Below are 25,179 nucleotides of genomic sequence, written 5' to 3'. Positions count from 1 at the left end.
AACCCCCACGAACACAACCCCCACGAACAGAACCCACGAGCAGAGGTGGCCATGGCCTACGTCGTCGATTTCGAGAAGGTGTCCACGGTCGGCCTCGAGTCGTCACCCGTCACTGAGGCGCTCGCCGGGCTGAGGGCCAACGAGGCGCGGTACTTCAAGAACAAGTACTCCCACGACTTCACGGTCGAGCCCGCCGACGAGGCGAAGGCCCTGGTCGACTCGGTGCACCACATCCTCAAGGATGAGCGCGACCTCGTCATCGCCTCTCGACCCCTGGAGGCGACGGCTTTCGAGGTCGACGGCATCCGGTGGACGTATGTCTTCTACGAGTCCGGGTTGTCGGTCAACGTGCTCTACACCATCGCGGACGGGGGAAAGCGCGCCGTCGGGTTCAAGCTCTCGGACGGGATGGAGGTGCCCGCTGAGCTCGCCGACCGTTTCAAGTTCGCGCGTCAGAAGTCGAAGCTGGCAGGGACGATCCGTGGCTCCTACTTCGTCATCAAGGGCGAGTACTGACCGCCCGTCCGTCGCCTTGGGAAGTCGTGGGAGGATCCTCGACTTGTGACCAAGAATGTCGACCAGTCCACCGCCGGGTGGGTCCCTCTGGCGTTGGGGGCGCTGGGCGTTGTCTTCGGCGACATCGGCACCAGCCCCCTCTACGCGATCCAGACCGTCTTCTCCATCGACCACAACATGGTCAGGCCCACTCCGGGTGACGTGTACGGCGTGATCTCGCTGGTCTTCTGGTCGATCACCCTCGTGGTCTCGGTGAAGTACGTGGTCTTCATCCTGCGCGCCGACAACGACGGCGAGGGAGGCGTCATGGCGTTGGCGGCCCTGGCGCGCAGTGCAGTGCGGCCCGGCGGCAAGCGGTTCGGGCTGGTCATGCTCCTCGGCGTGCTCGGGGCGTCGCTGTTCTACGGCGACAGCGTCATCACCCCGGCGATCTCGGTGATGTCGGCGATCGAGGGCCTCTCGGTCACGGCTCCCGAGCTCGACAAGCTCGTCGTCCCCATCGGGGCGGCCATCATCGCCGTCCTGTTCGGCGTCCAGCGTTTCGGGACCCACCTGGTGGGCCGGTTCTTCGGCCCCGTCATGGTGCTGTGGTTTGCCGTGCTCGCCGCTCTCGGTGGCGCACAGGTCATGCGTGACCCCGCCATCCTGCGCGGCCTGTCGCCCCACTACGCGGTGCTGTTCGTGGTCGAGCACCCGACCATCGCGTTCGTCGCCATGGGTGCCGTCGTCCTGGCCATCACGGGCGCCGAGGCCTTGTATGCCGACATGGGGCACTTCGGATCGGGGCCCATCCGGCGTGCGTGGTTCCTCGTGGTGTTTCCCGCCCTCACCCTCAACTACCTCGGTCAGGGGGCCCTCATCCTGAAGGACCCGACCACGTCGGCGAACCCCTTCTTCCGGATGGTCCCCCATGCGCTCGTCGTCCCCCTGGTGATCCTGGCGACGCTTGCCACCGTCATCGCCTCGCAAGCGGTCATCTCGGGGGCCTACTCGGTGTCCCGCCAGGCCGAGCGGCTGGGCTTCCTGCCCCGGCTGACCGTGCGCCACACGTCCAAGCACGAGCGTGGCCAGATCTACATCGCGGCGGTCAACTGGTCACTGTTCGTGGGGGTGATCCTGCTCCTCGTGCTCTTCCGCTCCTCCGAGCGCCTCGCCACGGCATACGGACTAGCGGTGACGGGCACGTTCCTGATCACCACGACCCTCTTCCTCATCTTCGCCGAGTCGGCGTGGGGATGGAGCCGTGGTCGGCTGGCGATGATCGGAGTGCCGCTGGCAGTGCTGGAGCTGACCTACTTCGGCGCCAACCTGACGAAGGTCGCCCATGGTGGGTGGTTGCCGCTGCTGATCGCGCTCGTCGTCGCCACGGTGATGCTCACCTGGCAGCGCGGGCGCACCCTGGTGACCGCGCGTCGTACGGAGATGGAAGGGCCGCTGGAACCGTTCATCGAGTGGCTGCACGGGGACCCGGTCGGCAAGGTGGCCGGCACCGCCGTCTTCCTTCACCCCAACAAGGACTCCACGCCGCTGGCGCTGCGGGAGAACGCGCTGTTCAACCACGTCATCCACGAGACCGTCCTCATCGTCAGCACCACGTCGGAGAACACACCGCACGTGCCCGACGAGCAGCGCATCGAGCTGGACCACCTGGGCGATCCGTATGACGCGATCACCCACCTGACCCTGCGGTTCGGGTTCCAGGAGGACCAGGACATCCCGGCGGCGCTCGCCCTCGCCCGGGACCTGGGGATCCTCGACGTGGACCCGGACACGGCCTACTACTTCCTGTCGCGGATCAGCCTCCAACGGGGGTCAGGCCGCGAGATGAGTCCGTGGCGCAAGCGGGTGTTCCTGGGGCTGGCGCACAACGCCGCGTCACCGATCGAGTACTTCCGGCTGCCCGAGGACCGGACCGTCGCTATGGGCGCGGCCGTCGTCCTGTAGCGCTGGGGCGCGCCTGCTGCGAGTCAGGGCAGGTGCCTGTCCACCCGCCGTAGCAGCGGGCCGACCACCAGAGCACCGCGGGCCTCGATGATCCGGCGCGCCTGCGGCGACTGGGTTCTGGCCTGCGCGGGGGCCGATAACAATTTTGTACATACGTATTCCAATTCGGCTTCGAGTTCGTTACTGTCGCCGACATGCAGTCAATGCCATCGGTTCCTCGAGCCGTAGGAGGCAGCCTCGCGGTCGTGAAGTTGCTGCGCATGACCGAGGTCGCTGAGGCGATGGCCGAGTCCGGGCTCCCCGCGCCAGCATCCGCGATCCACTGAGAAAGGTTCGGAGATGGCAGAAACGTCCTACCTCCTCGAAGCCCGAGGCATCGTGAAGAGCTACGGGCACGTGCAGGTGCTCAGGGAGACCGACTTTCATGCCGCGCCCGGCCGGGTCACCGCCCTCATCGGCGACAACGGAGCCGGCAAGAGCACTCTCGTCAAGATCCTCTCCGGAGTGATGCCCCCGCAGGGCGGGACGATCCTGATGAACGGGAAGGAGGTCGAGTTCCAGTCCCCGACTCACGCGAGGGACTGCGGCATCGAGACGGTGTACCAGGATCTGGCGCTGGCGCCCGACCTCGGGCCGGCCGAGAACGCCTACATCGGCCGTGAGCTCCTGATGCCAGGTCTGCTCGGCAAGCTGGGCGTGCTCGACAAGAAGCGGATGCGCCGCGAGGCGTTCAAGACCTTCACCTCGCTCGGCACCGACGTCAAGGACATGGACGCATCCGTCGCGGCCCTGTCCGGTGGACAACGACAGAGCGTCGCCATCTGCCGCTCGGTGATGTGGGCCAAAGGCCTGGTCTTCATGGACGAACCGACCGCGGCACTCGGCGTTCGGCAGACCCGGCGGGTGCTCGACCTGATCCGCCGCGTCGCCGACGAGGGGGTCGCGGTCGTGCTGATCAGCCACAACATGCCTGAGGTGCTCGAGGTCTCGGACTCGATCCAGGTGCTTCGGCTGGGTCGCCGGGTTGCCGAGTTCACGAACAGCGCGACTGTCGACGATCTCGTGGGTGCGATGACCGGCTCCCTGGACGTGGCGTCATGAGCCGGATCGAGCGCGACCCCGAGCTGGGCACGGAGAAGGGGTATGCCGCCTCGTCCGCACCCTCGGAGCTCGCCATCACCACTCCCACCGAGCCCGCCGGTGGCCCTGCGGGCGACGCCGTCGACGCGGTGGCGGCCAGCGGGGTCTCGGCACGCAGCCGGCTCATCCGCCGTGGGTTCAGCTCCTCGCCCGCCTACATGTTCGCGGTGCTGGTGGTGATGTTCGTGATATTCAGCGCCCTCTCCCCGACCACCTTCCCCACGCAGGCGAACGTCAAGAACCTGGTCGTGGACACCTCGATCGTCCTGGTCATGTCGGTCGGGATGACCTATGTCATGGTCGCCGCCGGCTTCGACCTCTCGATCGGGTCGGTGCTGGTGTTCGCCGGCATCTGCGCGGTCAAGACGATGACCTGGGTCGGCGGTCAGGGTTATGGGACGGCTCTGGCGGGGCTGGTCGCGGCCCTGCTCGGTGGCGTCGCCTGGGGCCTGTTCAACGGGTTCTGCGTGACGCGCCTGCGCGTGCCTGCGTTGATCACCACCCTCGGTACCTTGGGCGCGGCCCTGGGTATCGCGAACCTGATGACGAACGGCAACGACATCTCGGTGTCGCAGAAGTCGATGATCCAGCTCCAGATCGATGACGTGCTGGGCATGCCGTGGATCGTCTGGCTGTCACTGGTCGTCGTCCTCATCGGGGGCGCAGTGCTCCGCTACACCCGCTTCGGCCGGCACACCTACGTCATCGGCTCGAACGACGAGGCGGCCCGGCGCGCCGGGATCAACGTCAATGCCCACCTGGTGAAGCTGTATGCGATCAGCGGCGCCCTGGCCGGGCTCGCGGGGATGATGTCGCTGGTCCGGTTCTCGACCACGACGATCGGCGGCCACTCGCAGGACGCCCTGACCGTCATCACCGGCGTCATCCTCGGCGGCACCAGCCTCTACGGCGGGTACGGCGTCGTGCTCGGAACCGTCATCGGCATCTTCATCCCGACCGTCCTCCAGAACGGACTCGTCGTGCAGAACGTCCAGCCCTTCTGGCAGAACGTCGCCATCGGCTTCATCCTCATCGGCGCCGTCTACCTCGACCAGCTCAAGCGTCGCGCCCGCGACAAGGGTTGACCGGAAACCTTTACCCAGCAACGCAGGAACCCATCTCACCCCAGCAAAGGATCACCATGACAGGCATCAGCAAGTGGGCCGCGGCAACCGTCGGCGTCGCCTCCGTCGCCCTGGCGACAGGCTGCGCGGGACCGGGCGCATCGACATCGACGTCGACATCGAGCGGTGGGGCATCCAGCAGCAGCTCGTCCGCCGCCATGGGCAAGATCGTCTACATCCCCGGCTTGACGGGAAACCCGTTCTACAACACCGTCTCCTGCGGTGCGAAGACCGAGGCGAGCAAGCTCGGCGTCGACTTCTCCTACCAGGGTGCGCCAACCTTCGGTGTCCCGGAGCAGACGAAGATCCTCAATGCGGTCGTCGCGACCAAGCCCGGCGCGATCATGATCTCGATCACTGACCCGACGGCGATGATCGGCCCCCTGACCGCCGCCAAGCAGGCCGGCGTGAAGATCATCGGCATCGACGGCGACCTCTCGGACACCAGCATCATGACCACCAACATCCAGTCGGACGGGGTGCAGGGGGGCGGCCTCGCCGGGGACGCGCTCGCCAAGGCGGTGGGTGAGAAGGGCACGGTCCTCATCATCGACAACGCGACCGGCTCGGTCGTCTCCAAGGCGCGCACCGACGGCTTCCAGAAGGCGATCGCCAAGTACCCGAACATGAAGGTCCTCCCGATCCAGTTCAGCGCCAACGACGTCAGCAAGGCGGCCTCGATCGTCTCCACCACTGCCGCGACCAACGCCGACCTCGTCGGGGTGTTCGGGGCGGAGACCAACAACACCACGGGTGCCCTGACAGGCGTACGCGAGGCGGGGAAGTCCGGCAAGGTCAAGGTGGTCGGCTACGACACCTCCGAGCCGATCGTCGCCGCCCTGAAGGACGGCTCGCTGACGGGAACGGTGGTGCAGTTCCCGCGCGGTGAAGGTGCCACGGGTGTCGACTCCGCCGTGGCCGCTATGCAGGGCAAGTCGGTCCCGCGCAACCAGGCCGCTGACGCCATCTTCGTCACGCCCGAAACGGTGAACTCCGACAAGGCGAAGCAGTACATTTACGACGTCAACTGCTCGGGCTGATGGAGTCTGACGGCGTGGAAAACGGATCGACCCGCCAGGAGGCGGCGCCCGCGAGCGCCGCCTCCCCGGCCGGTCGCGCCCCCCAGCCCACCGGCCTCGTTGTCGGGCACGACGGCATACCCGATCCGGGCGTGACCCCCCACCCCATCCAGGCGGCGACCATCGGCGCCGGCGAGTCCCGCCGGGCGATGCCGAGCGACTTCCGGATCGCGGTGCGCCCTGGGACCGGGAGTGACACGGTGCGCGCCGAGCGTGAGCGAGGTGCTCGTGTCCAGTCGATGCGCGGCTTCGAAGACACCTACACCGACATCGTGGACTACATCGTCCGGATCACCCATCGGATCTGGGAGGACCAGGACGTCGGCTACATCTACGACACCTACTCTCCCGGCTGTTTTGTCTACGACGACAGCGGTCCCCACTACGGGGTAGAGCGCGTCGTCGAGGCGACCATGGGTGCGCTGCACGCGTTTCCGGACACCCGTTCGTGGGCCGACGAGGTCATCTGGGCCGGTGACGAGGACCAGGGCTTCGTCACCTCCCACCGGTACATCACCACCGGGCACCATCTCGGCGCGTGGCGGTGGGGCCCTGCCACCGGCCGCAAGGTCAACCTGTGGGGCCTGGCCAACTGCGTGATCCGTGAGAACGAGATCTTCGAGGAGTGGGTCCTCTACAACATGGTCTCGAGGTTCATGCAGCTAGGCATCGATCCGGCGTGGGCCGCTCGCGAGTACGGCAACGAGCTGAACCGCACGGTCGCCGACCGCCACCAAGGTGAGGTCCAACGCCTCGCAGGGGGCCGGTTGCCGGAGCCCTACCCGGAGTCCGGGACCCGCGCGTTCGACGTCGAGCACTTCGTGCGGTCGCTCTGGCACAACGTGTACAACCGCCGCGACCTCAGCGCTGTGGACAAGGCGTATGCGGCGACCGCGCGCTGGAAGGGCACGTCCAACAGGGCTGGCTACGGACGCCAGGACATCAAGGGCATGGCGCGCGCGCTGATGGCGACCTTCCCGGACCTCGGCATGCAGGTCGACGAGGTGTACTGGATGGGCAACGAGGTCGAGGGCTACCGGGTCTCGGTCCGGTGGACCGCCCAGGGAACCCATCGGGGCTACGCGCTCTATCGCGAGCCGACGAACCGCCGCGTCCACCTCTGGGGCATCAACCAGCTCTACATCTCGCACGGGCAGATCACCGAGGACTGGCAGATGTTCAACGAGTTCGACGTCATGGCCCAGATCCTCAGTGACGAACCGGCAGGCATGCTCTGAGCCAAGGTCGCGGGGCAGGGCGGCCAACCGCCCTGCCCCCGTCGTAGCCGTCTACTGAGCCACACATGCGCCTCGGTACAGTCGGGCGACAGACGACGGGGAAGGGAGGCAGCCATGGCAGTGACCAGTCACGACGTCGCGCGCGCGGCGGGGGTGTCGCAGCCGACCGTGTCCAGGGCGTTGCGTGACGATCCGCGCGTGGCCGACGCGACCAGGCAGAAGGTCCAGCGGGTTGCCACCGAGCTCGGCTACGTCCCCAGCGAGCTCGGCCGAAGCCTCTCCACACGCTCGACCCATCAGATCGCGATGGTCGCCGACCTGCGAAACGCGCTCTACCCCGCCCTCGTCGAGCCGTTGCACGACCGCTTCGCCCACCACGGTCTCCGGATGCTGCTGCTGGCGGAGCGTGGTGACGACCGGGCCACCTACGAGCGTCTCCTGGACCGCTCGGTTGACGGGGTCGTCCTCACCACCACGCTGATCGGTTCGTCGCTGTCCAAGGGCCTGCTCGACAAGGGGCTTCCCTTCGTCGAGCTGAACCGCTTGTCGGGGAGGCGCAAGGTGGACGGCGTCGCCGCCGACAACCACGGCGGCGCAGCTGACGTCGCCCGGCTCCTGGTGCGTGAGGGTCACCGGCGGATTGCAGCGGTGTTCAGCAGTGCCGACTCCAGCACCAGCCGTGACCGCGAGGCCGGCTTCCGCGCCGCCCTGGTCGAGGCCGGCATCGACCTGCCCGAGCGTCGGGTGGCCCGCACCGGGTTCGGCTTCGACGACGGTGAACGCGGTTTCGCGGCGTTGATGACCGGGCGGCACCGCCCGACGGCTGTGTTCTGCGTCGGTGACCTCGTCGCGGTCGGGGCGCTCAACCAGGCGCAGCGCATGGGCCTGTCGGTCCCCGACGACGTGGCGATCGTCGGCTTCGACGACATCGCGATGGCCGCGTGGCCATGCTTCAACCTCACCACTGCGCGCGTCGACCTGTCGGGCATGGCGGTCGCCGCGGCGGATCTGCTGGTCCGTCGACTGGGTGGCGACGACAGCCCGGCTCGTACGCACGTCTTTCCGACCCAGCTGGTCCTGCGCGGCACCCACCACGGCACCGGCTCGGTGGCGAGCAGCCTTTCCACGTAAGGGAAGTCGCCTGCGCGGTGCGTCGCGTTGGCCGGCGCAGGGTGCGGGGCGACCCGGTCTATGGCTGTCGAACGATGAGGCAACCGACTCTTGACGACGACGTGTGCATACGTATACATTTGAGTCGGCTCGCATCCCCGTCTTCATCCTTCGAGAGGCGTCATGATCACCCAGCTCAAGCAGGCCGTCCCCGCTGAGTCGCTCACCAGTGGCCGCGAGGAGGTGGCCGCGACCGTTCGTGAGGTGCTGGACGACGTCCGTGCTCGCGGGGACGAGGCCGTGCGGACGTACTCGACGAAGTTCGACAGCTGGAGCCCCGAGTCCTTCCGGCTGTCCGCGGGGCAGATCGCCGAGATCGTGGCCGGGGTTCCCGAGCAGGTCATCCGAGACATCGAGTTCGTACAGGCCCAGGTCCGCCGGTTCGCCGAGGCCCAGCGCGCGTCCCTGACCGACTTCGAGGTGGAGACGCTGCCCGGCGTGCACCTCGGACAGAAGAACGTCCCGATCTCCGCGGTCGGGGCCTACGTCCCCGGTGGTCGCTATCCGCTCACCGCCTCGGCCCACATGACGATCGTGACCGCGAAGGTCGCAGGGGTACCGCGCGTCGCAGCCTGCACACCGCCGATCAGGGGACAGATCCCCGCCGCCACCGTGGCGGCGATGTCGATGGCGGGGGCCGACGAGATCTATCTGCTGGGCGGAGTGCAAGCCATGGCCGCCCTGGCCATCGGCACCGAGTCGATCGGCCGGGTCGATCTCATTGCCGGCCCGGGGAACGCCTACGTGGCGGAGGCCAAGCGTCAGCTCTTCGGGCAGGTGGGCATCGACCTGTTCGCAGGGCCCACCGAGATCCTGGTCATCGCCGACGAGGACGCCGACCCGTTCATTGTGGCCGTCGACCTGCTGAGCCAGGCCGAACACGGACCGGACTCGCCTGCCGTCCTCGTGACCACGAGCGAGACCGTCGCCAGGGCTGCGATGGACCATATCGAGCGGATCCTGGTGGACATGCCGACGCGCGACTATGCGGGCCCGGCGTGGCGCGACCACGGCCAGGTGCTCGTCGTCGACTCGATCGACGAGGCTTTCGCGGTCGCTGACACGTTCGCCTCCGAGCACGTCCAGGTGCTCACGAGCTCCCCTCGGCAGGCCCTGGAGAAGATGCAGAACTACGGCGCGCTGTTCCTCGGTGAGGGGACCTGTGTCTCATACGGCGACAAGGTGATCGGGACGAACCACGTACTGCCGACTCGGGGGAGCGCCCGCTTCACCGGCGGCCTCTGGGTGGGCAAGTACCTCAAGACAGTGACCTACCAAGAGGTGACCGACACCGACTCCAGCGCGATGCTCGGCGAGCTGTGCGGTCGCGCCGCACGGGTCGAGCTCTTCGAGGGGCATGCCCGTTCGGGCGACGTGCGTGCGGCGAAGTATGCCGGGGCACCCCTCGACTGGAGTGAGCACCAGTTCACCGCGCATGCCTGACCAAGCGGCCCGGACCGCGCTGGTCACCGGCGCGGGCAACGGGCTGGGCCGCGCCATAGCGATCGCGTTGTCCCAGGCGGGATACCGCGTCATCGTCGCGGGGCGTCGTGAAGGGCCGCTGCGAGACACGGCCGCCCTCATCGCCGGGAACTCCCGAGTCGGCATCGTGGACGTCGCCGATGCCGACTCGGTCTCCACACTGCGCGCGGAGCTGTCTGACGAGGTCATCTCCGTGTTGGTGAACAACGCCGGGGTGGCAGGGCCGGTGAAGCCGCTCGTCGAGATCGAGCTCGACGAGTGGGAGGAGGTCTTCGCGGTCAACGTCCGCGGGATCTTCCTGATGTGCAGGGCTTTTCTGCCTCCGATGATCGCGCGCGGTCAGGGCGACGTCATCAACCTGGCCTCGGTCAGCGGCAAGCGGCCCCTTGCCATGCGCACCCCCTACACCGCGTCGAAGATGGCGGTGATCGGTCTCACGACCACGCTCGGAGCCGAGGTCGGCACGTCCGGTGTGCGCGTGAACAGCCTGTCTCCGGGGCCGGTGCGGGGCGAGCGGATGGCGCGAAACTTCCGGCTCGAGTCTCAGCGGCTCGGCATCAGCGAGCAGCAGGCCGAGGAAGCCTTCGCCGGACGGGCGGCTCTGGGTCGTCTCGTCGAGGAGTCCGAGGTAGGCGATGCGGTGGTGGCGATGCTGCACATGACCGGGCTGCACTGCGCCGACATCGACCTGTCGGCAGGCATGGTGGCACGATAAGCGCCGTGAGCTCCGTCCTGCCGCCTGGAGCGGGCGCGCCCACCTTCGAACAACGGCTGCGACGGCGTGAGCGGCTGCTCGGTGCACTCCTCGGCGCCGAGCAGGACCCGCGCGACGCGGCCTCAGGCCTGGATTTCATCGTCGTGCCGGACGTCGCTCGTTACGGCGCGGTCCGGGCGCTGGTCGGACCGCGGACCCCGGTGCTCGTCCTGGTGGAATCGGCCGAGGACGGTGCCGTAGCCCGGGCGGCGGGTGCCGACGGCCTCGTGGCCGCAGAGGTCGTGCAGGACAGCGCGGGTGACGTCGAGGTGGTTCTGTCCCGCACCGGTCGTGGCCGCCTCGTCACGTCACCGCAGGCAGCGCGGGCGGCGTTCGCCTCGGGCGCCGAGGTCGTGGCCTACGACCTGCCCGCGATGCTGGCCGCCGTCTTTGCCGGCCTGACCGAAGGGCGTCCCAGCGGGGCCCTGGCGTCGGGCCGTGAGCCGCTGGTCCTGCTCAGCGGAATGCTGTGTGACGCCAACCTCTGGGATGGGCTCGCCGCGCGGATATCGGACGTCGTCCTGCCGTGGCCGTGCCGCATCGACCTCGATGACTCGGTGGCCGAGATGGCGGCGAGCGTGCTGGCGGAAGCGCCGCCGCGGTTCGCGCTCGGCGGCCACTCTCTCGGAGCGATCGTCGCCCTGGAGGTCATGCGCCAGGCACCGGAACGCGTGACCAGCCTCCTGCTCGTCAACGCCAGCCCCCGAGGCCCTTCGCAGCTGCAGCAGGACACCTGGGCCCGGTGGCGCCAACGCGCGACCGACGGCGAGCTCGAGCAGATCGCACGAGAGCTGGCCCCGGCGTTGCTCGGCCCCGCTGCGCGTGAGGACCCGGCGACTGTCCAGGCTGTCGTCAGCATGGCCGACGCCGTGGGCGTCGAGGGCTTCTTGCGTCAGCTTGCGGCCCAGTCAACCCGTCCCGACAGCCGAGCGAGTCTCGGCGCGATCGCTGTGCCCGTGCTGGTCGTGTCCGGAGAGCTCGACGACACCTGCCCGCCGGCACTGCAGCAAGAGCTTGCCGACGGTTGTGAGGGCTCGGTGCTGGTGACGCTTCACGGCGGTCACATGCTCCCGCTCGAGGATCCCGACAGCCTTGCGGACGCAGTGCGAGCCTGGCTCCCACGCGCATCGGCGTGATCGCTGACCCGTGACCACCGCAGGCTGAGTCAGTACCCACCACCGCTGGGCGGTCCCCCAGGTTGGCCGCCGTGGGTGTGCGCGATGAGCTCGGCGGCTGCCTTGCGCATGACGCCCACGTCGTTGCCGGGCGTGACGAGGTGGTAGCCCAGCTCCGCCATCTGCTTCGCGCCCACGGCGTCCGCGCTGAAGACCCCGGCCCACTTTCCGGCAGCACGAGCCGCGTCGGCGATCTGCGCGAGCGCCCGCGTCACCCCGGCGGGTGGATGTGCCTGCCCCGGGGTCTCACCGAGGGAGAGGGCCAGGTCGTTGGGACCGACGTACACACCGTCCAGGCCCTCGACCGCAAGGATCTCCCCGAGGTTGTCCAGGGCCTGTGCCGACTCGATCATCGCCCACGTGAGGATCGTGGCATCGGCGTGGTCGACGTAGTCGCTGCCGCCGTAGAGCAAGCCTCGCGAGGGACCGAAGCTTCGGGCTCCATCCGGCGGGTAGTGGCACGCGCGGACGAAAGCGGCGGCCTCGACGGCGGTGTCGACGACCGGGCAGATGATTCCGTAGGCGCCGGCGTCGAGCAGCTTGCCGATGATCGCCGGATCGAGTGAGGGGCAGCGGGCCATCGGAACGGCCGGCCCCGCACTGATTCCCTGCAACATCGTGATCGCGCTGTCCAGACCGAACATGCCGTGCTGCAGGTCCACCGTCACGGCGTCATAGCCGCAATGGGACAGCACCTCGGCCAGGTAGGGGCTGCCGATCGACATCCACGCGCTCACGGCAGCGCGATCCGAGGCCATGGTCGCGCGCAGCCGGTTCTCTCTCACCGGGTCCTCCGTCCGTCGTAGCAAGGCAATTCGGGTTGACAAGCATGCTGGCACTCGCCATCATACATACGTATTCATTGTTTTTTTTCCATCAAGAAAGTTGGCTCGCCGGAAATGCCTGCCGAAGTCGTCGTCACTCCAGAAGAGCTCGCCTACCGCACCATCCTGCGCAAGGACCTCAAGGAAGACCGGGCTGCCTTCCTGGACACGAAGATCCCCGGCTCGGAGGCCAAGATCAACTATCCCCTGATCGGACCGGGCGTGTCCGAGAATGCTGACCAGGTCATCCCGGTGACCGAGCCCCATGGCTTCAACCTGGGTGGCGCGGTGATGCCCGCGGGCGTGGTGAACAACCTGCACCTGCACTTCACCGCCGAGGTGTTCGTCTGCTTCGCCGGCGAGTGGCAGTTCAGGTGGGGTGTGGACGGCGCCGATGGTGAGGCCGTCGTCTCCGACGGCGACGTCATCTCGATCCCGACGTGGATCTTCCGCGGCTTCACCAGCAAGACGGACGACGCGTGGCTCTTCACCGCGCTCGGGCGGGACGAGAGCGGGGGCCTGATCTGGGCGCCCTCGGTGATCGAGAAGGCTGCTCAGTACGGGATGCACCTGTCCGCCGACAACAAGATCATCGAGACGGAGCCCGGTGTCGCGCCCGAGGGCGTCGAGCTGATCAAGCCACTGTCCGCTGACCAGCTCGGCGCGTTGCGCCGGTACTCCGTCGACGAGATGCGCGAGCGCCTGGCGAAGCCGGCGGACCTCGTCTGGAGCGAGAAGCCGTTCCTGGACTCGACGCTGCCGGGTGGCGGGGCGCAGCTTGCGCTGGTGGTCGGCTACGGGCTGACCGAGGACCGCTTCCAGCGCCCTCGACTGTCGGATCCGCATGGCATGTCACTCGCCTGGCTGCGTGCCCAGCCAGGTCAAGGCGTGGGTCAGCACCGCCTTGCCCAGTCCCAGGTCCTGATCGTCAAGAGCGGGCGTCTGAAGGTCAGCCTCAACCAGGACAGCCCGGTCTCGGTCGAGCTCGGTCCCTACGACACCCTCTCCATCCCTGTCGGGGCATGGCGCAGCTTCGAATGCGTCGGCGAGGATGCGACCCAGGTCGTCCTCCTGACCGAGGGCGATGGGCGTGTCTACATCGAATGGGCCGCCCCGGTCGTGGCCGAGGCCGAGGCCAACGGAGTTGCCCTGGACCCCAACGGCTACCTCGCCCCCGCCAGCCTGCTCGCCGGCCGGACGTCCTGACGCCGCGCGCTAGGACGACCTCGGCCGCCGACCGCGCGGCTCGGGGATGCGCCAGCGCAAGGAATGGCGGGTGAGGGCGATCATCTGCCTGGTGGCCGGGGAGAGCACCTGTCCTTCTCGTTGGATGAGGGCGATGGTGTCGTTCAGCGGCTCGGCGAACGGGAACGTCCGCAGATGGGACGGGAACGTCGGGGATCTGACGATCGAGCTGCTGACGATGGTGTCGCCGACGCCCTGACCGACCAGCCCGAGTGCCGTCTCCACCTGTTCGACCTCGATCACCGGGACCAGGTCGACGCCGGCGGCCACCGCCCGCTCGCGCAGCTGGAGCCGCGTCGGGTCGCTCCAGCCGACGTGTGCGTCGTAGAGCACCAAGGAGACGTCAGCGAGCTCGCGGATCTCCACCGGGCCGGCCGACGCCGCGCGGGTGCTCGAGCAGTACAGGACTTCGTCGTCGAACAGGGGCGTCACGACCAGCCCTTCCTCGCTGACGGGGAGAACGACCAGGCCGGCTTCCAGCTCGCCCGTCCGGACGGACTCTGCGACCAGGGCGGAGTTGAGCCCCACCATTCGCAGCTGCACCCCGGGGAAGCGTGCGTGGAACTGGTGGGCCAGATCCGCGAGGTCGTAGTACGCGGCATTGCGCAGCACCCCGAAGGTGCACACCCCCGAGGTCAGGGAGCGCATCGCTTGCAGTGCATTGCGACCACTCTCGACGGCGGCCGTGGCTTGCAAGGCGTGCACGCGCAGCTCGGCGGCGGCCGCGGTAGGCGCCAGCTGGCGTCCTCCTCGGGTGAACAGTGACAGCCCGAGCTCGTCCTCGAGTCGGGAGACGAGCTCGCTCACCGATGCCTGGCTCGTGTCGAGGCGCTTCGCGGCACCCGTGAACGAACCGGTTTCCAGGACCATCAGGAAGGCCCTCAGCTGCGCCAGAGTCACAAGGAAACCCTATATTGTCGATCGTTTCACTATGGGTTGTCCTATTGATCGCGACTCCTTATCTTCGCTGTATGCACATTGGCAACAGCGACAGACCACGCATCACTGGGCAGTTCGAGACCCTCAAGAAGGGCGACATCGGGGGGGTGCCCGCGCAGCGACGCCCCGACGTCATCGAGACGGTGTCCTCGATGTTGAGCGACATCGAGGCCAACGGACTAGACGCCGTCCTGCGCTACTCGCGGACCCTCGACGGATGGGCCGGCGGCGAGCTCGAGCTCTCGGCCGAGGCCCTGGCCCGCACGGGCGACGAGCTCCCTGCGGACCTGCGCGAAGCGCTGGAGGTCGGCGCCGACCGGACGGGACGCTTCGCCCGGGCTCAGCGTGAACGCCTGACGGACTTCGAGGTCGAGCTGGAGCCGGGACTGCTCACGGGCTACCGCTACCTGCCCGTGCCGCGGGTCGGCGCCTACCTGCCCGCCGGCAACTTCCCGATCCTGGCCAGCGCCTTCATGACCGTCGGCGTGGCGAAGGCCGCTGAGGTCCCGACCGTGCTCGTCTGCACCCCGCCGGTGACCCCCGAGGCCGGTCACCCAGCGGTGCTGTACGCCGCGTACCTGTCGGGAGCCGATCGCGCCTTCGTCCTCGGTGGGGTCCAGGCACTGGCCGCGATGGCCTTCGGGCTGGTCGGCGAGGCGTCTGTCGACATGCTCGTCGGCGCGGGCAACGCCTACGTCACGGAGGCGAAGCGACAGCTGTTCGGCCGTGTGGGCATCGACCTGCTGGCCGGGCCGTCCGAGGTCGCGGTGATCGCCGATGAGACCGCCGACCCCGAGATGGTCGCCGCGGACCTCCTGGGTCAGGCGGAACACGGTCTTCAGTCGCCGGCCTCGCTGGTCACCACGTCCAGGGCCTTGGGAGAGGCCGTCATCTTGGCGGTCGACCGGCAGCTCGAGACGCTCTCCACCCGGGAGATCGCGGGCCCCGCATGGCGCGACTATGGCACCGTGTACCTGGCTGACACGCGGGAGACCGCGGTCGAGCTCATGGACCTGCTCGCCCCCGAGCACCTCGAGGTGCTGACGGCCGAGGACGACTGGTACCACGACCACCTGAGCAGCTACGGGTCGATCTTCCTGGGGCCGTGGTCGACCGTCGCATACTCGGACAAGGGCATGGGAGGCACCAACCACGTCCTGCCGACCGGCCGTGGGGCGCGATCCAACGCCGGCCTCTCGGTGTCCCGCTTCCTGCGGCCGTTGACCTACCAGCGGGCGACCCGCGAAGCCACTCCCGAGCTCGCGCCATATGTCGAGCGGATCGCACACTTCGAGGGCATGGAGGCGCACGAGCGCACGGCCACGCTTCGTCTCAGGCAGTACCACGCCTAACCTTTGCCCCATCCCCACCGAAGGAACGAGGAACGCCATGCCCCGTCATTCCCAAGATCAGCTCGAGGAGTTCGCGCCGGGCGTGCTGCGCCGCGAGCTCCGCGTCGTGGATGCCGCCGCCTTCTCGGTCGGGCTCATCGGTCCGGTGGGTGCGATGGCGCTCCTCGGAGTCGGCGCAGCCGGGCTGCTCGGGCACGCCGCGACCTGGGCGTTCATCTTCGCCATCGTCGGTGTCGTGCTCGTCGGGTATGGGTTCATCAAGCTGTCGCGCTACATCGCCCACACCGGATCGGTGTACGCGCTGGTCGGTCGGACCCTCGGGCCGCGGGCCGGCTTCGTCGCCGGAGCCGCCCTGGCCATGGCGTACACGACCATCGGCACCGGCTCGACCATCGAGATCGCCCTGTTCTTCAACAAGGTGCTCTCCGGCCTGCACATCGTCCCGACTGGCACGAAGGAGTGGATCTGGACCGCCGTGGTCGCGCTCGCGATCGTGCTGGCCCTCGCGCTGACGGAGGTCCGCGTGCTGACCAAGGTGCTGCTCGTCTCGGAGCTGGTCGGCGCCGCCCTGGTCGCGTTGCTGAGCCTCGTGATCCTGGTACGGGTCGGCACTGGGCATGCTCCGCACGGTCAGACGCTCAGCTGGGACATCTTCGCGCTGCCCCACGGCACCGATGCGGGGACCATCGCGGGCGCCGCGGTGTTCGGCTTCCTGGCCTTCGCCGGGTTCGAAGGCGCCGCAGCCCTCGGTGAGGAGACCCTGGACCCGAAGCGCGGCATACCTCGCGCCTTGAAGATCACCATCGTCGTCGTCGCCGCATTCTTCCTGCTCACCATCGTCGGCCAGGTCGTGGGCTATGGCGGCAGCCCCGACCAGGTGAAGGCGTTCGCCGGTGCCGACGACCCCTACGGCGACCTCGCGACGGCATACGTCGGGAGTGCCATGGGGATCCTGCTCAACCTCATGGCCAGCGTGAGCCTGTTCGCCATCACGCTCGGCACGGTCAACGGTGCGGCTCGGGTCTCCTACGCCCTGCTTCGGGACGCCGGGGCCGGCGGCCCGGTCGTGCGGCTCACGCGCCGGGGCGCACCGATCGGCACCATCGCCGTCGTGACCGCCCTCATCTTGTGCTTCTCGGTGGGTCAACGGTTGGCTGGGACCGGGGTTCTCGACGCGACCTTCTACTGGCTCACGCTCGGCACGATCGCACTGCTGGTCGCGTATGCGTTGGCCACCGCCGGCGCCTTCCGCTTCCTGTTCATGAACGGTGAGCAGCGCGCCCCACGCTGGCAGGCGGTGGTGCCGATCCTGGCCATGGCCTTCGTGCTCTACACGATCTACAAGAACGTCGTCGGCGTCGAGGGTCCCTACCGGGTCTTCCCCTGGGTGGTCCTGGCGGTGCTCGTCGTTGCGGCGGTCCTGGTGACCTTCGTGCCGGGGCTCGCTGCCCGGGTGGGTGCGCGGATCGGGCAGGAGGAGGAGCCGGCCGCAGCCGATGCACCGGCGCTCGAGGAGCTCGTATGACGACGGTGGTGTGTCGGCAGCTGGCTCCCCGGGTCGGGGAGCCAGCTCACAACCACCAGCTGATCCTCGAGGCCATCGCCACGAGCGGCGACGCAGACCTGCTGGTGCTGCCCGAGCTCTCCTCGTCCGGTTACGTCTTCCGGGACGCGCAGGAGGCGCGGTCCCTGGCGCTCACCTCCACCAGCGATGCCATCGGTGAGTGGATCGGGGCCGTGCCCGAGGGCATGATCGTGGCCTGCGGGTATGCCGAGCTGGGCGAGGACGACCGCGTCTACAACAGTGCGATGCTGTTCGACCGTTCGGGGATCCTGGCGAACTACCGCAAGGTGCACCTCTGGGACCAGGAGAAGAGGGTCTTCCAGGCGGGCCAGTCGGCGGCCCCGATCGTCGACACCGAGTGGGGGCGGCTCGGCCTCATGGTCTGCTACGACCTCGAGTTCCCGGAGTACACCCGCAGCGCGGCCTTGCGCGGAGCGGATGCGCTCGTCGTGCCGACCAACTGGCCGTTGGTGCCCAGACCGGACGGCGAGCGACCGCCCGAGGTGATCATCGCCCAGGCCGCCGCGCGCACCAACAAGATGCCGGTCATCTGTTGTGATCGCAGCGGCGCCGAGCGGGGGCAGGACTGGACCGAGGGCACCACGGTGATCGATCACGAAGGCTGGGTCGCGGGCGAGGCCGACGAGTCAGGCGTGGCGCGCTGCGAGCTGGATCTGCGAGCCGGTCGTGACAAACGGGTCAGCGAGCACAACCACCTCTTCGACGACCGGCGGCCCGACCTCTACTGACCGCCGTGGAGCACATCTGGCGTGGGCGTGGAACAAACCAGCCTGACGATGGTTGACGGTTGTATGAAGAAGATCGGGTTCCTGAACTTCGGACACTGGTCGGCCTCGCCCCACTCGCGGGTGCGGACGGCGTCCGACGCGTTGCTCCACTCGATCGACCTCGCCGTGGCGACCGAGGAGCTCGGAGGCGACGGCGCCTATTTCCGGGTCCACCACTTCGCGAACCAGCTCTCCTCACCGTTCCCGTTGCTGGCCGCGATCGGTGCCAAGACCTCACGCATCGAGATCGGCACTGGCGTGATCGACATGCGGTACGAGAACCCGCTCTACATGGCCGAGGACGCCGGCTCCGCTGATCTCATCGCCGGCGGTCGGCTGCAGCTCGGCCTCAGCCGGGGATCGCCCGAGCAGGTCATCGAGGGGTGGCGCTACTTCGGCTATGAGCCCGCCGAGGGTGAGGACCACGCCGACATGGCGCGCCAGCACACCGACGTGCTGCTGCAGGTGCTTCGAGGTGAGGGCTTCGCCGAGCCGAACCCGCGACCGATGTTTCCCAACCCGCCCGGGATGCTCCGGATCGAGCCGCACTCGAAGGGGCTGCGCGAGCGGATCTGGTGGGGTGCGGCCTCGGACGCGACCGCCCGATGGGCGGCCGAGAAGGGCATGCACCTGATGAGCTCGACCCTGAAGGCGGACGAGAGCGGCGAGCCGTTTCACGTCCAGCAGCGCAAACAGATCGATGCTTTCCGCGAGGCGTGGAAGGAAGCCTGTCACGCCCACGAGCCGCGTGTCTCGGTGAGCCGTTCGATCATGCCCATCACCACCGACCTCGATCGCGCGTATTTCGGTCATGAGGGGAACAGCAGGGACCAGGTGGGCCAGATCGAGGCCAACCTGCGCGCTGTCTTCGGTCGGACGTACGCCGCCGAGCCGGACGTGCTGGTCACGCAGCTGGCCGGGGACGAGGCGATCGCCGCGGCAGACACGCTCCTGCTGACCGTGCCCAACCAGCTGGGTGTCGACTACAACGCCCACCTGCTGGAGTCGATCATCAAGGACGTGGCCCCGGGACTGGGCTGGCGCTGACCTACACATCCATGTTTACCCGTACAGTTTTTCGTTACCCGTACAGCTTTTCGGCGTAGCTGGGCCCGTAGTAGTCATCGAGTTCCGCGACGCTCATGCCGTTGGGTTCAACTGCGTGGGCGATGACGGCGCGGCGAGGCACCGTCGCCTCTGGAGCCCACGTCGTCGGATTCCACAGCTCGGAGCGAAGGAAGGCCTTGGAGCAGTGGAAGAAGATGTCCTCGACGTGGACCACCACCGCCAGGATGGGTCGATGGCCCCGGACGGCCAGCTCGTCGAAGAATGGCGCGTCGCTGACCAGCTCGGCCCGTCCGTTGACGCGCAGCGTGTCGCCGCGGCCCGGGATGACGAAGACCAGCCCGACGTGGGGGTTGCTCAGGATGTTGCGGTAGCCGTCGGCGCGACGGTTGCCCGGGCGTTCGGCCAGGGCGATCGTGCGATCGTCGATCACGTGGACGAGCTGCCCGGCTGCGTCGCCCTTCGGGGAGGCGTCGCACGTGCCGTCAGCACCGGCGGTGGCCAGGATGCAGAACGGTGACGCCGCCAGCCAGTCCCGGTCGACCTCGAGCAGCGCCTGCCTGCTCTTGTCGCGGGCACGAGCCGCGGGCTCGCCCAGGACGGCGACGAGCTCATCGACGTTGGAGACAGCGGCCGATCGACTCATGGCCTCACCTTATGAGGCCCCCGGCGCACGCGGGAGGCAGCGGGCAGTCCCAGCCTGCACGGCCAGGTCGTCGCTCAGGACCACGGTGCGCTTGCGGGATCCGGTGTCTCGAAAAGAGCCTCAGGCAGCGCGACGGTGGCGACCAGCCCGCCGCTCACGAGCCGCTGGAAGTGAACGGTCAGCGAGTGTCGGCGGGCGATCTCCCGGGTGACCACCAGGCCGACCCCAGTGCCGCCTCCGTTGCGAGCGAGGCCGGCAAGGCTGTCGTTGAGCTGGCCCAGAAGTTCGTCCGAGACGTGTGCGCCGCTGTCGCCGACCCTGAGCAGGGCAGGTGCACCAGTCCCCTCGGCCTGGGGCCGCTCGCCGCGGATCCACACGCCACCGGTGCGGGGCGCCATCGCCAGGGCGTTCTCGAGGAGGTCGCCCAACAGGTGCACCAGGTCGGATGCGGCATGTGCCTGCACACGCCGGGTGGGGAAGGCCCCCACGGTGACCCGTTGGTACCCGTTGACCTCCGAGACGGCTGCATGAGCGAGCTCGCTGAGCACGGTGGGAGCGTCGATGCTGCGGATGGTGGGTAGTCCGGCCAAGACAAGGGCGGTGTTGCTGTTGCGGCGCAGCTGGGCGGCCAGGTGGTCGAGGCGGAACAGGCCCGCGAGGCGCTGGGGATCCTCCTCGCGGAGCTGGAGCCTTTCCAGCACTTCATGCTGACGATCGATGAGCGTGGCGCCGCGTTCGGCTATCCAGGCGAAGAGGTTCGCGGTCGGGATCTCCCCGTCGCTCGGCAGACTCCTGCGAGCGTCAGTGACCGAGCTCATGGCGCGGTGGAGTGAGGCACCGAAGCGCCGTTGCGGACTGACACTGACACCACGTACCCCTGCCCCTGGTTCGCACGGTCATTCGGTGCCGCTCGACGCGAGTGGGCCGACCAGCGGTCCTGGCTCCGCGACCGTTGCGGAGACTGGCCAAGGTAATCATCTCGGCAGGAGCAAGTAAAGGGATGGTAAGTCCACATGGTGGCGAACCGGCCAAACCCCCCGGCTCAACCCTCTGGTTGCAACTCTGTCAAAACCCGAACAAAGGGCCCCGAACGATGCTCTACTTCGGCGGTCCCGACCGACGGTTGACCTGTTGACAGAAAGCATCCACACTCCATGAACTCATTCCGCTGCCGCCTGCTTGCCGCGGGCGTCACCGCGAGCACCATCGCGGCCGCTGCCACAATCGCAGCCTCTCCGGCCCTCGCAGCCGCCTCTGACACCGCGGTGACCTTCAACGCCACGGGGAGCGTCCAGAACTGGACCGTTCCCGCAGGTGTCACCCAGCTCTACGTCGATATCGTCGGCGCGCAGGGCGGCGCGGCATACGGCGGGGGTTGGGGCGGCGCCGAGCTGACCGGCACGATCTCCGTCACCCCGGGCCAGACGCTCCACATCGTCGCCGGAAGTCTCGGCAGCAACGGAATCGTGTACCAGAAGGGTGCCGGCGGCGGCGGCGGGTCGTTCCTCTACACCACCGCGAACCAGAGCGGCCTCCTTGCTGCGGCGGGCGGCGGCGGAGGCGCGGGATCGAACACGTTCCCCTCCGAGGCCAGCACCGGCACCTCCGGAACCCCTGGTCTCAACGGTGGTGGGTCGGGAGGCACCAGCGGTAATGGCGGCGGCGCCGGTACCGCCGGCGGTGGCGGCGGCCTCCTCACCAATGGTGGTAGCGCCAGTGGGGGCGGCGGTCAGGCTCTCGCGTTTGGCGCGGCCGGGGGCTCTGGCTCGGGCGGCTACGGAGTCGGCGGCTTCGGCGGTGGCGGCGGGACCGCCGGGTTCGCCGGCGGCGGCGGTGGTGGTTACAGCGGCGGCGGTGGCGGCCGATACGGCAGCGGCAACAATGGCGGCGGCGGCGGCGGAGGTTCCTACTTCTCGGGCACGCTGACCGGCGCAGTCTCCGGCCATGCCGGCAACGGCAGCGTCACGTTGTTCTACCCGTCTCTTCTCACCTCGAGCTCGCCCGCAGCGGGAGTGCCCGGTAGCTCAGTGACCATTGATGGCACTGGCCTCACGGGCGCAACCGTGACGATCGGTGGGTACGCCGCGACAGTGACGTCCTCGACCGACACCCAGGTGGTGGCCACCGTGCCCGGGCCGGCGACTCCGCCCAGCGGGAAGCAGCGGGTCGACGTGACCACCGCAGGCGGAGTCACCCTCCCCGCCGTCGGAGCGTTCACGTACCAGTCGATCCCCCCGCAGTTCACAGCGAACACCCCACCGGGCACCGCGACCCGGGGGACGGCGTACTCGTACACCTTCGGGGCGTCCGGATACCCCACGCCCACGTTCACGGTGTCCTCCGGGACACTGCCGGCAGGGCTGACCCTGACCAGCGGCGGGGTGCTCTCCGGCACCCCCACCAGCGTCGGGATCTCCACCTTCACCGTCACCGCGACCAACGGCGCCTCCCCTGACGCGAACAGCAACCAGACGATCACGGTCAACCCGACTCCTCAGGCCATCACGTTCACGAGCACCGCCCCCAGCAGTGCCGTGGTGGGAGACGCCTACCTGGTCGCGGCGACCGGTGGTGCGTCGGGCAACCCGGTGACGTTCTCCGTTGATTCGGCCAGCGCGTCGGTGTGCTCGGTCAGCAGCTCGACGGTCACGTTCGACCACTCGGGTACCTGCATCGTGGACGCCGACCAGGCCGGCAACACCAACTATGCGGCCGCTCCTCAGGCTCAGCAGCAGATCGCTGTCGGCCAGGCTGCACAGGCCATCAACTTCACCAGCACCGCGCCCACCACTGCGGTGGTGGGAGACACCTACCTGGTCGCGGCGACCGGTGGTGCGTCGGGCAACCCGGTGACGTTCTCCGTTGATTCGGCCAGCGCGTCGGTGTGCTCGATCAGCAGTTCCACGGTCACGTTCGACCACTCGGGTACCTGCGTCGTGGACGCCGACCAGGCCGGTAACGCTGACTATGTGTCGGCTTCGCAGGTGCAGCAGCAGATCGCTGTCGGCCAGGCCTCACAGGCGATCAACTTCACCAGCACCGCCCCCAGCACCGCGGTGGTGGGAGACACCTACCTGGTCGCGGCGACCGGTGGTGCGTCGGGCAATCCGGTGACGTTCTCGGTCGATGCGGCCAGCGCGTCGGTGTGCTCGATCAGCGGTTCGATGGTCACGTTCGACCACGTTGGCACCTGCGTCGTGGACGCGGACCAGGCCGGTAACGCCGACTACGTGTCGGCTTCGCAGGCGCAGCAGACCATCACGGTCGGCCAGGCCGCACAGGCCATCACGTTCACCAGCACCGCGCCCAGCAATGCTGTGGTGGGAGATACCTACCTGGCCGCGGCGACCGGTGGTGCGTCGGGCAACCCGGTGACGTTCTCCGTTGATTCGGCCAGCGCGTCGGTGTGCTCGATCAGCAGTTCCACGGTCACGTTCGACCACGTTGGCACCTGCGTCGTGGACGCCGACCAGGCCGGTAACGCCGACTACGTGTCGGCTTCGCAGGCGCAGCAGACCATCACGGTCGGCCAGGCCGCACAGGCCATCACCTTTGCGCCGCTGACCTCGACGGCGACCGTGGGCGACACCCAGGGCCTCACCGCCTCCGGCGGTGCGTCGGGCAACCCGGTCAGCTTCGCCGTCTCGGCGGCCACGACCGGCTCAGCCTGCTCGATCAGCGGGACGACCCTGTCGTTCGACAACGCCGGCACCTGTGTCGTCGTGGCCGACCAGGGTGGCAACGCCGACTACACCGCCGCCCCGCAGGTCATCCAGACCGTGACGGTCGGGCTCGCATCGACCTCGGTCTCAGTGGTGCTCAACCCGAGCGTGACGGTCTTCGGCCAGAACGCCACCGCCACCGCAACGGTGGGGGGAGCCCAGGCAGGGGACATCCAGTTCTCCGTCGACGGCACCAACCTCGGTCAGCCCGTCACCGTGAGCAACACCCAGGCGACGAGTGCGCCGTTGGGCAACCTCACGCCCGGGGCACACCAGATCGGGGCGGTCTTCACCCCGATGGAGGCGACGAAGTACGCACCCTCGGGCGCGACGCCCCAGGCGCTGGTGGTCGACCAGGCGGCGACGACCTCGACCATCACCACGCGAGCCGACAGCATCACCGCCACCATCGCCCCGGTGTCACCCGGCGCGGGAACCCCGAGCGGCACCGTCCTGTTCGCCGTCGATGGCAACCTGGTCGGGAGTGCGACGCTGTCCGGTGGGGTCGCGACGTTGAGCTACACGCTGCCCACCAGCAAGGCTGACGAGGTTGCCGTCCTGTACCAGGGCGACTCCAACTTCCTTGCCTCCTCCGGCACCACGACTCGTCACAGCCCGACGATCACGGCGACGGTGAGCAGCGCTCAGCCGAATACCAAGGCCGGTTGGTACCGCAGTGCCGTCACGGTGCGCTTCACGTGCACCCCGAACGGTGCTGCACTGGTGACCGACTGCCCGGCCCCGGTCACGCTGGCCGGCAACGGTGCGGCACAGTCCGTCTCCCGCACCATCACGGCCGTCGACGGTGGCGCAGCCACCGTCGCGGTCACCGGCATCAACATCGACCGGACCAGCCCGACTGTTGCGGTCACCGGAGTCTCGACCCGGATGCCGTACTTCGCCGTGGCACCGGCCGGGCGCTGCACCGCTCGTGATGGGCTCTCGGGCATCGCGTCCTGCACCATCAGTCGGCGCATCAGCGGTGCCAGCGTGGTCTACACCGCGACAGCGACCGACAAGGCTGGCAACGTCTCGACGAGCCGGCTCACCGCGATGGTGAGCAGCTTCGCGATCCAGGGTGCGAGCTTCAACAACGGCGTGTACTCGGTGCGCGCCGGTCGCACCTACACGATGCTGGCAGCCGCGACGAGCCAGCCTCGCTACGTCGACGCGATGCCCCACCCCGGGGCCCCGCGCGGCCTGGACAACAAGTTCATCAAGACGGGTCCGAACCGCTGGGCCCTCGGCGTGACCTTCAGCAACGCGATGCTCCACCAGCGCTACTGGCTGATCGGCATGCGAGTCGGCCGCACGACCCAGGTCCTGAAGGTCCAGGTCGTCCGGTAGTCCGCTTCCTAGGGCGATGTAGACACGCCGGGCATCCCCGGCGTGTCTACATCGATCGGACGGGC

Annotated in this window: 20 protein-coding genes; 16 read left to right on the top strand and 4 right to left on the bottom strand. The window is 68.4% G+C overall.

What is annotated here, in order from left to right; genetic code table 11:
- The first annotated feature begins 51 nt into the window (after positions 1 to 51).
- The 10 genes from BJ986_RS06390 to BJ986_RS06345 all read left to right on the top strand — a co-directional run bounded on the left by BJ986_RS06390 (position 52) and on the right by BJ986_RS06345 (position 11,583).
- Positions 52 to 516 carry a phage tail protein gene (locus BJ986_RS06390; protein WP_179421225.1) on the top strand — a complete coding sequence of 155 codons (465 nt, stop codon included), beginning with the start codon at positions 52 to 54 and terminating at the stop codon, positions 514 to 516.
- Positions 517 to 561: 45 nt separating this feature from the next.
- On the top strand, positions 562 to 2,460 hold the full coding sequence (locus tag BJ986_RS06385; protein WP_179421224.1) for a KUP/HAK/KT family potassium transporter: 1,899 nt from the start codon (positions 562 to 564) through the stop codon (positions 2,458 to 2,460).
- A gap of 339 nt (positions 2,461 to 2,799) precedes the next feature.
- On the top strand, positions 2,800 to 3,561 hold the full coding sequence (locus BJ986_RS06380; protein ID WP_179421223.1) for an ATP-binding cassette domain-containing protein: 762 nt from the start codon (positions 2,800 to 2,802) through the stop codon (positions 3,559 to 3,561).
- Complete coding sequence (locus BJ986_RS06375; RefSeq protein ID WP_179421222.1) at positions 3,558 to 4,685, top strand: ABC transporter permease; 1,128 nt, start codon at positions 3,558 to 3,560, stop codon at positions 4,683 to 4,685. The genes BJ986_RS06380 and BJ986_RS06375 overlap by 4 nt, the downstream gene beginning before the upstream one ends.
- A 56-nt stretch (positions 4,686 to 4,741) precedes the next feature.
- Complete coding sequence (locus tag BJ986_RS06370) at positions 4,742 to 5,764, top strand: ABC transporter substrate-binding protein (protein ID WP_179421221.1); 1,023 nt, start codon at positions 4,742 to 4,744, stop codon at positions 5,762 to 5,764.
- A gap of 14 nt (positions 5,765 to 5,778) precedes the next feature.
- Complete coding sequence (locus BJ986_RS06365) at positions 5,779 to 7,041, top strand: ester cyclase (RefSeq protein ID WP_202881194.1); 1,263 nt, start codon at positions 5,779 to 5,781, stop codon at positions 7,039 to 7,041.
- Positions 7,042 to 7,155: 114 nt separating this feature from the next.
- A complete protein-coding gene (locus BJ986_RS06360; RefSeq protein WP_179421219.1) occupies positions 7,156 to 8,172 on the top strand; it encodes a LacI family DNA-binding transcriptional regulator in 1,017 nt (338 codons plus the stop codon).
- Positions 8,173 to 8,334: 162 nt separating this feature from the next.
- The gene (gene hisD, locus BJ986_RS06355) at positions 8,335 to 9,654 is read left to right on the top strand and encodes a histidinol dehydrogenase (protein WP_179421218.1); all 1,320 of its coding nucleotides are present in this window, start codon (positions 8,335 to 8,337) and stop codon (positions 9,652 to 9,654) included.
- The gene (locus BJ986_RS06350) at positions 9,647 to 10,408 is read left to right on the top strand and encodes an SDR family NAD(P)-dependent oxidoreductase (protein WP_179421217.1); all 762 of its coding nucleotides are present in this window, start codon (positions 9,647 to 9,649) and stop codon (positions 10,406 to 10,408) included. The genes hisD (BJ986_RS06355) and BJ986_RS06350 overlap by 8 nt, the downstream gene beginning before the upstream one ends.
- Positions 10,409 to 10,413: 5 nt before the next feature.
- The gene (locus BJ986_RS06345; RefSeq protein WP_179421216.1) at positions 10,414 to 11,583 is read left to right on the top strand and encodes an alpha/beta fold hydrolase; all 1,170 of its coding nucleotides are present in this window, start codon (positions 10,414 to 10,416) and stop codon (positions 11,581 to 11,583) included.
- Positions 11,584 to 11,612: 29 nt separating this feature from the next.
- Here the strand turns inward: BJ986_RS06345 and BJ986_RS06340 are convergent, their stop codons facing one another.
- Positions 11,613 to 12,407 (bottom strand): aldolase/citrate lyase family protein, encoded by a 795-nt coding sequence (locus BJ986_RS06340; RefSeq protein WP_179421215.1) that lies wholly within the window; start codon positions 12,405 to 12,407, stop codon positions 11,613 to 11,615.
- 114 nt (positions 12,408 to 12,521) lie between these two features.
- Between BJ986_RS06340 and BJ986_RS06335 the strand changes: the two genes are divergently transcribed.
- Positions 12,522 to 13,652 carry a cupin domain-containing protein gene (locus BJ986_RS06335; protein WP_179421214.1) on the top strand — a complete coding sequence of 377 codons (1,131 nt, stop codon included), beginning with the start codon at positions 12,522 to 12,524 and terminating at the stop codon, positions 13,650 to 13,652.
- A 9-nt stretch (positions 13,653 to 13,661) separates the two neighbouring features.
- Here the strand turns inward: BJ986_RS06335 and BJ986_RS06330 are convergent, their stop codons facing one another.
- The gene (locus BJ986_RS06330; RefSeq protein ID WP_202881193.1) at positions 13,662 to 14,591 is read right to left on the bottom strand and encodes a LysR substrate-binding domain-containing protein; all 930 of its coding nucleotides are present in this window, start codon (positions 14,589 to 14,591) and stop codon (positions 13,662 to 13,664) included.
- Between the two features lie 71 nt (positions 14,592 to 14,662).
- On the opposite strand from BJ986_RS06330, the gene hisD (BJ986_RS06325) reads away from it, so the two are divergent.
- From hisD (BJ986_RS06325) to BJ986_RS06310, 4 genes are all read left to right on the top strand, one after another.
- A complete protein-coding gene (gene hisD / locus BJ986_RS06325; RefSeq protein WP_179421213.1) occupies positions 14,663 to 15,982 on the top strand; it encodes a histidinol dehydrogenase in 1,320 nt (439 codons plus the stop codon).
- 37 nt (positions 15,983 to 16,019) lie between these two features.
- The gene (locus tag BJ986_RS06320; protein WP_179421212.1) at positions 16,020 to 17,507 is read left to right on the top strand and encodes an APC family permease; all 1,488 of its coding nucleotides are present in this window, start codon (positions 16,020 to 16,022) and stop codon (positions 17,505 to 17,507) included.
- Positions 17,504 to 18,295 (top strand): nitrilase-related carbon-nitrogen hydrolase, encoded by a 792-nt coding sequence (locus BJ986_RS06315; protein ID WP_179421211.1) that lies wholly within the window; start codon positions 17,504 to 17,506, stop codon positions 18,293 to 18,295. Before BJ986_RS06320 ends, BJ986_RS06315 begins: the two co-directional genes overlap by 4 nt.
- Positions 18,296 to 18,358: 63 nt before the next feature.
- Positions 18,359 to 19,381, top strand: a complete 1,023-nt coding sequence (locus tag BJ986_RS06310) for an LLM class flavin-dependent oxidoreductase (protein ID WP_179423561.1) — start codon at positions 18,359 to 18,361, stop codon at positions 19,379 to 19,381.
- Between the two features lie 34 nt (positions 19,382 to 19,415).
- Here BJ986_RS06310 and BJ986_RS06305 read toward each other — a convergent pair whose 3' ends face one another.
- Both BJ986_RS06305 and BJ986_RS06300 read right to left on the bottom strand, forming a co-directional pair.
- Positions 19,416 to 20,045, bottom strand: coding sequence for a pyridoxamine 5'-phosphate oxidase family protein (locus BJ986_RS06305; RefSeq protein WP_179421210.1), 630 nt, complete (start codon positions 20,043 to 20,045; stop codon positions 19,416 to 19,418).
- Between the two features lie 74 nt (positions 20,046 to 20,119).
- Positions 20,120 to 20,863 (bottom strand): ATP-binding protein, encoded by a 744-nt coding sequence (locus tag BJ986_RS06300; RefSeq protein ID WP_179421209.1) that lies wholly within the window; start codon positions 20,861 to 20,863, stop codon positions 20,120 to 20,122.
- Positions 20,864 to 21,199: 336 nt separating this feature from the next.
- Here BJ986_RS06300 and BJ986_RS16600 point away from each other — a divergent pair, with 336 nt between their 5' ends.
- Positions 21,200 to 25,114 (top strand): beta strand repeat-containing protein, encoded by a 3,915-nt coding sequence (locus BJ986_RS16600; protein ID WP_179421208.1) that lies wholly within the window; start codon positions 21,200 to 21,202, stop codon positions 25,112 to 25,114.
- The last annotated feature ends 65 nt before the right edge of the window (positions 25,115 to 25,179 follow it).

It is taken from the genome of Pedococcus badiiscoriae (assembly GCF_013408925.1).
In the GTDB taxonomy this organism is placed as follows: Bacteria; Actinomycetota; Actinomycetes; order Actinomycetales; family Dermatophilaceae; genus Pedococcus; species Pedococcus badiiscoriae.
Note: the sequence above shows the minus strand (reverse complement) of the source record. Positions and strands in the feature narration are given on the sequence as shown.